Annotated in this window: 7 protein-coding genes and 1 pseudogene; 3 read left to right on the top strand and 5 right to left on the bottom strand. The window is 74.9% G+C overall.

Annotated features, from left to right (window positions below; genetic code table 11):
- Positions 1 to 73: 73 nt before the first annotated feature.
- Together ABTY56_RS14210 and ABTY56_RS14205 are read right to left on the bottom strand one after the other, a co-directional pair.
- Positions 74 to 646, bottom strand: a pseudogene (locus tag ABTY56_RS14210) (SpoIIE family protein phosphatase); the annotation flags it as partial.
- A 262-nt stretch (positions 647 to 908) separates the two neighbouring features.
- The gene (locus ABTY56_RS14205; protein WP_350629040.1) at positions 909 to 1,829 is read right to left on the bottom strand and encodes an NADP-dependent oxidoreductase; all 921 of its coding nucleotides are present in this window, start codon (positions 1,827 to 1,829) and stop codon (positions 909 to 911) included.
- 343 nt (positions 1,830 to 2,172) lie between these two features.
- On the opposite strand from ABTY56_RS14205, the gene ABTY56_RS14200 reads away from it, so the two are divergent.
- The 3 genes from ABTY56_RS14200 (at position 2,173) to ABTY56_RS14190 (ending at position 5,971) form a co-directional block, all read left to right on the top strand.
- On the top strand, positions 2,173 to 2,907 hold the full coding sequence (locus ABTY56_RS14200; protein WP_350629039.1) for a FadR/GntR family transcriptional regulator: 735 nt from the start codon (positions 2,173 to 2,175) through the stop codon (positions 2,905 to 2,907).
- 225 nt (positions 2,908 to 3,132) lie between these two features.
- On the top strand, positions 3,133 to 3,447 hold the full coding sequence (locus ABTY56_RS14195) for an adenine nucleotide alpha-hydrolase family protein (protein WP_350629038.1): 315 nt from the start codon (positions 3,133 to 3,135) through the stop codon (positions 3,445 to 3,447).
- Positions 3,448 to 3,568: 121 nt separating this feature from the next.
- The gene (locus ABTY56_RS14190) at positions 3,569 to 5,971 is read left to right on the top strand and encodes a glycosyl hydrolase family 95 catalytic domain-containing protein (RefSeq protein WP_350629037.1); all 2,403 of its coding nucleotides are present in this window, start codon (positions 3,569 to 3,571) and stop codon (positions 5,969 to 5,971) included.
- An 18-nt stretch (positions 5,972 to 5,989) separates the two neighbouring features.
- Here the strand turns inward: ABTY56_RS14190 and ABTY56_RS14185 are convergent, their stop codons facing one another.
- The 3 genes from ABTY56_RS14185 to ABTY56_RS14175 form a co-directional block, all read right to left on the bottom strand.
- On the bottom strand, positions 5,990 to 6,475 hold the full coding sequence (locus tag ABTY56_RS14185; RefSeq protein ID WP_350629036.1) for a universal stress protein: 486 nt from the start codon (positions 6,473 to 6,475) through the stop codon (positions 5,990 to 5,992).
- 4 nt (positions 6,476 to 6,479) lie between these two features.
- A complete protein-coding gene (locus ABTY56_RS14180; protein WP_350629127.1) occupies positions 6,480 to 7,736 on the bottom strand; it encodes an SLC13 family permease in 1,257 nt (418 codons plus the stop codon).
- 103 nt (positions 7,737 to 7,839) lie between these two features.
- Positions 7,840 to 8,979 carry a PucR family transcriptional regulator gene (locus ABTY56_RS14175; RefSeq protein ID WP_350629035.1) on the bottom strand — a complete coding sequence of 380 codons (1,140 nt, stop codon included), beginning with the start codon at positions 8,977 to 8,979 and terminating at the stop codon, positions 7,840 to 7,842.
- Positions 8,980 to 9,014: the final 35 nt, after the last annotated feature.

Raw genomic sequence — 9,014 nt, 5'->3', positions numbered from 1 at the left:
GGGTGGTGCCCCAGCCCTGGGTGGTGCCCCAGCCCTGGGTGGTGCCCCAGCCCTGGGTGGTGCCCCAGCCCTGGGTGGTGCCCCAGCCCTGGGTGGTGCCCCAGCCCTGGGTGAGCTGGGCGACGAGCATCAGGCCGCGGCCGCCCTCGTCGAAGGTGCGCGCCCGGCGCAGCTGCGGCGCGGTGTCGCTGCCGTCGGAGACCTCGCAGATCGGCGACGTGTCGCGGATCAGCCGCAGTCTGATGGGAGGCAGGCCGTACTTGATGGCGTTGGTGACGAGCTCGCTGACGACCAGCTCGGTGACGAACGCCGGCTCCTCCGGACCCCACCGGCCCAGTCGGTCGGCGGCCAGGTGCCTGGCGCGCGCCACCTGGGCGGGGTCGGGCTCGATATCCCAGTCGGCGACGTGGTCCGGGTCCAGGGCGCGGGTACGGGCGAGCAGCAGCGCCGCGTCGTCGGTGCGGTGCTCGGGCAGCATGACCTTCATCGCCGTGTCACAGAGCGTCTCCAACGACGCGCCCGGCTCGCTCAGGGCCCGGAGCAGGGCGGCGGTTCCCCGGTCGGTGTCGCGCCCTCGGCTCTCCACCAGGCCGTCGGTGTAGAGGGCGAGCAGAGTGCCTTCGGGCAGCTCGATCTCGGTCGATTCCGACCGCCGCCGGTCCGGGCGGCAGGTCGGTGCCCTCCGCCGTCCACCCCAGCAGCCGGAGCCCGCCTGCGCTCCAGCTGCTCACCACGCCGTCCGGGTCGACCACGACAACGGCGGTGGGCGCGTCCTGCTCGCCGGTCGTCTCCACACGCGCCTCCGTCCGGACAGCCGTGTCGGGCACGCCGGAAGGGCATTCGGGCGCCGGGCTCCGGCCTAGGTCCGGCCCCGGCAGCGCGCTCCCGGCGGCGGGGGCGCGGAGCGGTCACGGCACGATGACCAGTTTTCCGCGGGTGTGGCCGGTGCGGCTGGCGTCGAAGGCCTCGCCCGTCCGGTCCAGCGGGAAGGTCCGGGCGACCTCCACCGTCAGCGCGCCGCGGTCGACGGCCGCCGCGAGCTCGGCGAGCTTCGCGCCGTCCGGGCGGACCCAGATCCAGTGGCCGCCGTGCTGCGACACCGTCGGGTCGGCGATCGAGACGTGCCGCCCGCCGTCGGCGAGCACGGCCAGGGTCGTCTCCAGCTGGCCGCCGACGAAGTCCGCGACGGCCGACACGCCGCCGGGCGCCAAGGCGCGCACCCGCTCGCTCAGGCCGTCCCCGTACGTCACCGGTTCGGCGCCGAGCTCCCGGACGAACGCATGGTTGCGCTCCGACGCGGTGCCGATCACCCGGGCCCCGCGGTCGCGGCCGAGCTGAACCGCGAGGCTTCCCACGCCTCCGGCCGCGCCGTGCACCAGGAGGACGTCGCCGGGGCCGACCGCGAGCCCGTCCAGGCAGCGCAGTGCGGTGAGGCCGGCCAGCGGAAGCCCGGCCGCCTGCGCCCAGTCGAGCCCGGCCGGCTTGCGCGCCACTGCGGGCGCGGCGACCGCGACGTGCTCGGCGAAGGTGCCGGCCTGGACCACGTCCTTGCGGGCGTAGGCCATCACCTCGTCCCCGGGCGCGAACTCGGGTGTGTCAGGTCCGGTCCGGGTGACCACACCCGCCACGTCCCAGCCCGGGATGACGGGGAAGACCGTGTCCATCATGCCGTCCAGACCGCCCGCCATGACCTTCCAGTCGACCGGGTTGACGGAGGCCGCCCGGACCTCGATCAGCACCTGGCCGGGGCCGACCTTGGGGTCGGGCACCTCGCCGTACCGCAGCCGGGAGTTGTCCGGGGCGTACGAGTCGTAGGTCACCGCGCGCATGAACCAACCTCCAGGGAGCCGGTGTCGCAGCCGTGCGCACCGCCGGACGGGCAGGGCGCTGCGGGTCACGCTATGCCGGGGGCGGGCGGTCGGCACCCGGGGTGGGTGCCGACCGCCGCGGAGGCCGACGGCCCCGCGCGGCCCACGGTGCGCCGCGTCATGAGGCGCCACGCTCGGGTCGTCCGCCGGGCCGATACATGGGATGGATTCCAGGTGAGACCCCTTTGACGGATCGGGGGATCGAGGCGGCGAGTTGCCATGTGGGCAGATCCAGCGGCCCACTTGCCGAGGGGGCGGCATTGGATCTCTTCCATGACATGGGATCACCTGATACGTTGGCGCCGTGTCCCTGACTGACAAAGCCATCGCCCGCATCCGTCGGATGATCAGGGAGGGTGAGCTGCTCCCGGGCTCGAAGCTGCCCCCCGAACAGCAGCTCGCGGCGGAGCTCGGTCTGTCCCGGAACCTGATGCGGGAGGCCGTCAAGTCGCTCGTCGTCGCGCGGGTCCTGGAGATCCGGCGCGGCGACGGCACCTACGTCACCAGCCTCGCGCCCGGCCTGCTGCTGGAGGGGCTCGGCGGCGCGGTGGAGCTGCTCCAAGGGGACACCGTCCTGGAACTCACCGAGGTGCGCAGGCTCTTCGAGCCGGTCGCCACCGCGCTGGCCGCCACCCGCATCAGCGACGAGGACCTGGCCGAGGTGGAGCGGCACCTGGCGGCCATGCGGGACGCACGGGACGACGTCGAGCTGCTGACCCGGCACGACGCCGCCTTCCACCGGGCGGTGATCCGCGCCACCGGCAACGAGACCCTGGCCACGCTGCTGGAGCACATCTCCGGACGCACGGTGCGGGCCCGGGTCTGGCGCGGGCTCGCCGACGCCGAAGCGGCCGGGCGGACCATCGCCGAACACGAGGCGATCCTCGACGCCCTCGCCGCCCGCGACCCGAACCTCGCCCAGGCCGCCGCCCTGATGCACGTCAACACCACCGAACGCTGGCTGCGCGACCACCTGGCCGATGGGGAGGAGATCCCGGCCGCGACCGGACCGCAGCCAACGGTGCCCCTCCGTACCTGACCGACCGTCGATCACCGACCGAGGAGCGAGGCGCGTGAGAGCCGACGCGCACCACCACACACGGGAGTTGGGCCGGCGCCCGCACTCCTGGCTCGACGCGCCCGCATTCCTGGCTCGACGCGCCCGAACTGGCAGCCGTCCGCCGCGACTTCGGTCCGGCCGACCTGGCCCCCCGAGCCCGGGCGGCAGGCATCGACCGCACCGTCCGACTGGCCGGTCTGCCTGGTGGCCGCGTCCTACGAAGAAGTCGTCCACGCCGCCCGGGTGGTGATGCACACCGCCTACCTCAGCGACGCCGAGCGGGCGGTCCGCAAGGCGCTCGCCCACGCCGGACCGCGGTCCGGGCAACTGCGCGTGCGCGACCTCGGCGACACCGTCCGGGTCGAACTCGACGCCGACGTGCTCGACGCCGCGGCGCAGTCGACCTCCCTGGCCGAGGTCCTGGCCGACGCCGGCTTCGGTGCGGCGCCGGTCGTGATCGACGGATTCGCCTCCGGCCGGCTCAACCACGAGCAGCAGCACGTCACCGAGGAGTCCTGAGATGAACACCGGCCCGTCCGGGCACCGCCCGCCGCCGCGCGGTGGGTACCGTCCCCTGAGCACCTTCTTCCGGCCCGCCCCTCCGGACCCCGGACCCCGACCCGCCCACGACCGGAGCGCCGTGCCGTCCGACGTCCGGCACCCGACGACGGACCCGCTCTGGTACCGGCGCCCCGCCGACGGCTTCCCGGAAGCACTGCCGCTCGGCAACGGCCGGCTCGGTGCCATGACCCACGGAGGCGTGCACACCGAGCGGATCGAGCTCAACGCGGACACCCTGTGGTCCGGCGGCCCCGGCCCGCGCGACCGGGAAGGCGCCGCCGAGCACCTGCCCGCCCTGCGGGCGGCGGTGCGCGACCGCGACCACACCGGCGCCAACGCCCTCTCCGCCGCCCACTTCCAGGGCCCCGACACCGAGGCCTACCAGCCACTGGCCACCCTCCTGCTGACCTTCCCGTCGTGCGGCGAGGACGGCGCGGCCGACTACCGGCGCGCCCTGGACCTCGACGAGGCCGTGCACACCGTGTCGTTCACGGCGGGCGGAGTCCGGTACCGGCGGGAGAGCTTCGTGTCCGCCCCGGCGGGCGTGCTGGCCGTCCGCCTCGGTGCGGACGCCCCCGGTGCCCTGACCTTCCGGGCGAGCCTCGAGACGCCCCACCCGGCCACGGCCACGGCCACCGACGCGGCGACGCTGTCGGTCCACGGGCGCGCCCCGGTGAGCGTCGGGACCCGGCCCGGCACGGCCACCGTGTACCGGGACGACGAGGGCACGGGATTCGCCGCCGAGATACGCGTGCGGACCGTCGACGGAAGCACCCGCGCCGTGGACGGCGCGATCGAGGTCACCGGTGTCGACGAGGCCGTGCTCCTGGTGTCCGTCGGCACCGGGTACCGGAACTGGCGGCAGCGGCCCGACGGCCCCGGGGCGGCGCTCGCCGAGGCCCGCCGGTGGCTCGACGACGCCGGAGGACAGGACTACGACACGCTGCGCGCCGCCCACGTGGCCGACCACCGGCGCCTCTTCGCCGCGGCGTCCCTCCGGCTTCCCGCACCGGGGCCGACCGCGGACCTGCCGACCGACGAGCGCCTCGCCGCCGCCAACGCGGGCACCGCCGACCCGGGGCTCGCCGCCCAGCTGTTCGCCTACGGCCGCTACCTGCTCATCGCCTCCTCCCGGCCCGGGACCCAGCCCGCCAACCTCCAGGGCATCTGGAACACCTTCGTCACGCCGCCCTGGAACTGCGACTGGACCTCGAACATCAACCTCCAGATGAACTACTGGCCCGCCGAGACGACGGGCCTGACCGAGTGCCACGAACCGCTGTTCGACCTCGTCACGGACCTCGCCGAGTCCGGCCGCTCCACCGCGCGGGCGTACTACGACGCGCCGGGCTGGTGCTGCCACCACAACGTCGACCTCTGGCGCGCCACCAATCCGGTCCTGGGGGACCCGTCCTGGGCCCATTGGCCCATGGCCGGTCCGTGGCTGGCAGCCCACCTGTGGGACCACCACCTGTTCCACGGGGACCGCGCCTTCCTCGCAGACCGTGCCTACCCCGTCATGCGGGAGGCCGCCCGCTTCCTCACCCACCTCCTCGTCGAGGAGGCCGACGGCACGCTGGTGACCAGCCCGTCCACGTCGCCCGAGCACCGCTTCCGGCTCGCCGACGGCACCCTGGCCGCCGTCGGCGCCGGCTGCACGATGGACCACTGGCTCGCCGCCGAACTGCTCGACAACACCGTCGCGGCCGCCCGCGAGCTGGGCGTCGACCACGACCTGGCGGAGGACCTGGCCAGGACCCGCGCCCGTCTGCGGCCCCCGACCGTCGCCGCCGACGGCCGCCTCCTGGAGTGGTGGGACGACCTTCCCGAGGAGGACCCGGGACACCGGCACCTCTCCCACCTGTACGGCCTCCACCCGGGCACCGCCGTCGACCCGCTCGCGGACGGCGCCCTGGTGGACGCGGTCCGCCGCGCCCTGGACCGCCGGCTGGAACACGGCGGAGGCGGCACCGGCTGGAGCCTCGCCTGGGTGGCCGCGCTGGCCGCCCGCCTCGGCCACGGCCCCCTCGCCGGCCAGGCCGTCGACCGCCTGCTCGCCACCTCCGTCGCGGCCAACCTCTTCGACCTGCACCCGCCGCAGCTCTTCCAGATCGACGGCAACTTCGGCATCACCGCCGCCATCGCCGAGATGCTCCTGCAGAGTCACAACGGCATCGTGCGGCTCCTGCCCGCCCTGCCGCCGTCCTGGCCGGACGGCGACGTCCAGGGCCTGCGCGCACGGGGCGGCATCACGGTCGGCCTGAGCTGGCGCGGGGGCGCCCTGACCGGTGCCGAGCTGCGCACCGTGCGGGACGTGGCGGTCGACCTCCACCTGCCCGAGCGGACGGTCGGACCGGTGGCGCCCCAGCAGGAGGGCGGCGCCGAACTCGTCCCGGTTCCCGGCGACCCCCGGCGCTTCCGGCTCCGGCTCCCGGCCGGCGGCCGCTGCCGGCTCTCGTACCCCGGCCCCGCGGGCAGCTAGGGCCGTGGCCCGGTCGGGCTACCGGTGGGGCGGGGGAGGGAGGGTGTCGGCGCCCGGTGCCGGCTCCGGCCAGACCAGCAGGACGGGACAGGGGGCGTGGTCGACGACGAACCGGGTGGCGGGCCCGAGGCTGTGCGGTCCGAGGCGCGTCCGGTCGCCGTCGCGGGCGAGGACGAGCAGCTCGGCCGCCTCCGCCGCGGCGACGACCTCGCGCTCGGTGCGACCGGTGCGCTCCACCCGGGTGCAGGGCCGTCCCAGATGTTCCGCCGCCGCGTCGAGGAGGTGCTGCCCGGAGGCGGCGGCCAGCCCCTCCACCCGGGTGCCGGGATCACGCTCGGGGTGCCCGCGCCCGAGCAGTCCGGCGAAGGCGCCGTGCGCGGCGCCGGGTACCTCCCGGCCGCTGACGTGGAGCAGCACGATCCCCGCGTCCTGCGGCGCGTGGGCGCGGGCGGCGTCGACGCAGGCGGGCCAGGTGCCTTCGGTGATCCACACGACGACGGTCACGGTGTCAGCCTCCGATGATCTGCAAGGACCCCCACAGTGCCACCACGGCCAGCAGCAGGGCGGCGGGCACCACGAGCAAGCCGAGCCGGGTGAACTCGCCCAGGCCGATGTCGGTGTCGTGCTCGCGGACGATGCGCCGCCACAGCAGGGTGGCCAGCGACCCGGCGTAGGTGAGGTTGGGGCCGATGTTCACCCCGAGCAGCACGGCCAGCACCGCGCCGGGACCGCCCGGGGCGGCCGGCGGCAGCAGGACGAGGGTGGCCGGCAGGTTGTTGATGACGTTCGCCAGGACGGCCGCCAGCGCCGCCGTGCCGAGCAGTGCGGGCAGGGCGGTGCCGTGCGGGACGAGGTGCCCGAGCGCGGAGGCGAGCCCGTTGTCGACCACGGCCCGCACCACCACGCCGAGCGCCAGCACGAAGGCCAGGAACGGCACGGCGGCCGAGCGCACGATCGCGACCGGGGTGGTGCTCCGCCGGATCAGCGCGCGGACGGCGAGCACGAGGGCCCCGGCCAGGGCCGCCCACGCCGGGTCGATCCCGACCACGGACGTGAGGATGAATCCGCCGAGCGTGCCGACGACGGTGAGGAGGGCGAACAGCGGCATCTCCGGCGGCGCGAGGTCGGCCGGGGCCGGGGCGCCGGCGTCCAGGTCGGCGGCGAAGAACCGGCGCAGCACCGCGTACTCGACGGCGATGGCCGCCAGCCACGGAAGCGTCATCAGGGCGGCGAACCGGGTGAAGCTCAGCCCGCTGGCGGCGAAGGCCAGCAGATTGGTCAGATTGGAGACCGGCAGCAGCAGCGAGGCCGTGTTCGACAGGTGCGTGCAGGCGTAGACGTGCGGTTTGGGCCGGGCGCCGAGCCGTGCCGCGGTGGCGAACACCACCGGCGTCAGGAGCACCACCGTCGCGTCCAGGCTGAGCACGGCCGTGATCACCGAGGCGATCACGAACACCTGCACCAGCAGCCGGCGCGGCCGCCCGGCGGCGGTGCGGGCCATCCAGGCCCCGCAGGCGTGGAACAGGCCCTCGTCGTCGCAGAGCTGGGCGAGCACGAGTACGGCCGCCAGGAACCCGACCACCGGCCCGAGGCGCTGCACCTCGGCCAAGGCGTCCGATGGCGGGATCGCGCCGACGGCGACCACCAGCCCCGCCGCCGGAACGGCGACCACCGCCTCCGGCCACCCCCAGGGCCGCACGACCGCGCAGACCAGGACCAGAACCAGCAGGCCGACGGACAGCGCCTCGGCGATCGACGTACTCAGGGTCCTGCTCCGTTTCGGGCGGTGGTGACGGCGGCCCTATCGAATCAGACATCCCCGGACCGCCGCGCACCAGCTCGGACCCGGTGTGGACGGTCGAAGTACGTCAGCTGACCCGAAGACCCACCGCCAGCGTCAGTTCGAGGACCCGGTGTGGCGATGCGAGATCCGGAAACAGCTCCCGCAGCTGCGACATCCGGTACCGGACCGTCTGGGGATGGACGAACAACGCCGCCGCCACCTCGTCCCGCCTGCCCTGGTGCAGCAGCCACGCCCGCAACGTGTCCTCCAGCCGCCGTGCGGTCGCGACCGGCAGGGTCCGCAACGGTGCGAGGGCGCGGGCACGCAGGTCTGCGAACGCGTCCATGTCGGCGCTCAGCACCAGCTCGGGCAGGTGCTCCTCGGTGTCGCGAATCTCGGCGGAGAGAGAACGCGCGCGTACGGCTCGTGCGTACGAGGCGGACGCACGAGTCCACGGCCGGGCCGGGCCGACCACGGCGGTGCGGTCGGTCAGCTGCCGCAGGAGATGCGATCGGTCGGCATCGGGGACGAGCAGCACACCGGTGGCGTCCGGCAGATCGTCGAGGACGAGGGTGCCGGGGTCGAGCGCGCGGTAGGCGGGCCGGGCCTGATCGGCGGGCAGCAGGACCGCGGTCAGCGAGGACGGAGGCTGCCACCCGGCCCGTTGAACGGAGGCCAGCAGCACGTCCGGGCTCGCGCCGGCGAGGAGGTCGCGGGCCAGGTGTTCCAGGTGGCGCTCGTGGGCCCTGCCCCGGGCGGCCAGTTCGTCGGCGTGGCCCGCGGCGCTCGCGGCGGAGAGCTCGTCGATGTAGGCGAAGGTCAGCTCGGCGAACTTGGCGACCTCGGCGGCGGGCAGACCCGCGGGTACGGCACCCGCCGCCAGGCATCGCCAGGCCACGCGGGCGCCGACGCGGTAGGCGCTGAGCAGGGCGTCCATCGAACGGCCGTCGCGCACCTCGCCGCGGCCCAGCTCGTAGGCCGCGTCACCGGCGTCGCCGCCTGTGGCGTTCCCGCTCGCGAGGTCCAGGTAGTGCCCCAGGGCGGTGCGGACGGCTCGGCGGATGGTGCCGCCCATGCGGCCCGAAAGGGCATTGGCGTAGGGCGGGACCTCGTCGATGATCGCCTGGACGACCTCGTCGGCGGTGGTCGTCAGCGCGGCCCGAAGTGCGGTGACCGTCGTCTCGTCCAGGGCCAGACCGCTGGCCCTCCGGATTGCCTGGCTCACGTTTTTGTTCCCTGCGAATAATTCGGCCGACCAGA

It is taken from the genome of Kitasatospora sp. NPDC097691 (genome assembly GCF_040302665.1).
In the GTDB taxonomy this organism is placed as follows: domain Bacteria; phylum Actinomycetota; class Actinomycetes; order Streptomycetales; family Streptomycetaceae; genus Kitasatospora.
Note: the sequence above shows the minus strand (reverse complement) of the source record. Positions and strands in the feature narration are given on the sequence as shown.